The 1,811-nt window shown below is 72.6% G+C and carries 1 protein-coding gene; it reads left to right on the forward strand.

Annotated features, from left to right (window positions below):
- The coding region (locus tag EES42_RS45425; protein ID WP_164495571.1) for an acyltransferase domain-containing protein at positions 1-1,811 on the forward strand (1,811 nt) is incomplete at both ends.

The following is a 1,811-nucleotide window of genomic DNA, read 5'->3' on the forward strand; positions in this document are numbered from 1 at the left end:
GTCGTACGTGGCGAGGAGGGCGCCCCGGGCTACGACCGCGTCGACGTGGTCCAGCCGGTCCTGTGGGCGGTGATGATCTCCCTCGCCGAGCTGTGGCGGGCCTGCGGCGTGTCGCCCGCGGCGGTCATCGGCCATTCCCAGGGCGAGATCGCGGCGGCCTGCGTCGCCGGTGGCCTGTCGTTGGAGGACGGCGCGCGTGTGGTGGCCCTGCGCGCCCGGGCGCTGCTCCAACTCTCCGGCAGGGGCGGCATGGTGTTTGTTTCGCTGCCCCTGGACGAGGTGCGTGAGCGCCTGACCGCCTGGGACGGCCGCATCTCTGTGGCCGTCGTCAACGGCCGCTCCTCGGTGGTCGTCGCCGGCGAGTCGGACGCACTGGCCGAACTGGTCGACTCCTGCAAGGCCGTCGGCGTGCGCGCCAAGCGCGTCGAGGTGGACTACGCCTCGCACTCGGCCCAGGTCGAGTCCATCGCGGACGAGGTGGCCGACGCGCTGAAGGGCGTCTCCCCGCGTTCGGGCACGGTGCCGTTCTTCTCCACGGTGACGGGCGGCCTGCTGGACACGGCCGAGCTCAACGACGGCTACTGGTACCGCAACCTGCGCTCCACGGTCCAGTTCGCATCGGCCTCGCACGCTGCACTCGACGCCGGGCACACGGTCTTCGTCGAGATCAGTCCGCACCCGGTGCTCAACCTCGGACTGCAGGAGACCTTCGAGGAGGCCGGCCAGGACGACGCGGTGGCGCTGGGCACTCTGCGGCGCGACGTGGATGAGGCACACCGCTTCATGACCTCGGCGGCGGAAGCACACGTCCACGGCGTCGAGTTGGACTGGCAGGCGGTGTTCGCGGGGCAGCGGGCCACGCACGTCGACCTGCCCACCTACCCCTTCCAGCGCGAGCGCTACTGGCTCGCCCCGGCCGACGGGGCCGGCATCGACGTCTCCTCGGCGGGCATGCGTCCGGCAGGTCACGCCCTGCTGTCCGGGGCGATGACCCTGGCTGACACTGACGGATTGGTACTGACCGGACGGCTGTCGGCCGACACGCACCTCTGGCTCACCGACCACACCGTGCTCGGCTCGGTCCTGCTGCCCGGCACGGCGTTCGTCGACCTCGCGCTGCACGCCGCCGACCAGATCGGCTGCGACCTGCTCGAAGAGTTGACCATCGAGGCGCCGTTGGTCCTGCCGGATGCCGGCGCCGTCACGATCCAGGTGACCGCCACGCTTCCGGACCCCTCGGGCCGCAGCACGGTGCAGCTCTACTCCGCCCCCGCTGACGCACAGGACGACGGCTGGACCCGCCACGCCACCGGAACGGTGAACCGGCAGAACCTGTCCACCGCCCCGCCTACCGCGGAGACCCTCGCCCAGTGGCCGCCGGCCGGGGCCAAGGCCATCCCGGTCGACACCCACTACGAGACCCTCGCCGAGACCGGATACGCCTACGGCCCGCTCTTCCAGGGGCTGCGGTCGGCGTGGCGGCACGGCGATGACCTCTACGCCGAGGTCGCACTGCCCGGCGGCACCGACGTCGACGGGTTCGGCGTGCACCCCGCTCTGCTGGACGCCGCGCTGCACACGATCGGCCTCGGCACGCAGGTCCGGACCGAGGACGGAGAGGGCGCCGTCGAGCTGCCGTTCGCTTGGTCCGGCGTCTCCCTGTACGCGGTCGGCGCCCGCGCCCTGCGCGTCCGGCTCCGCCGCCACGGCGCAGAGGTGTCCCTGCTGCTGGCCGACGGCACGGGCGCCGCGGTGGCTTCGGTGGACTCGCTGGCCATGCGCTCGATCTCGCCCGAGAGGCTGCGGGGTGC

Source organism: Streptomyces sp. ADI95-17, assembly GCF_003846175.1.
In the GTDB taxonomy this organism is placed as follows: domain Bacteria; phylum Actinomycetota; class Actinomycetes; order Streptomycetales; family Streptomycetaceae; genus Streptomyces; species Streptomyces sanglieri.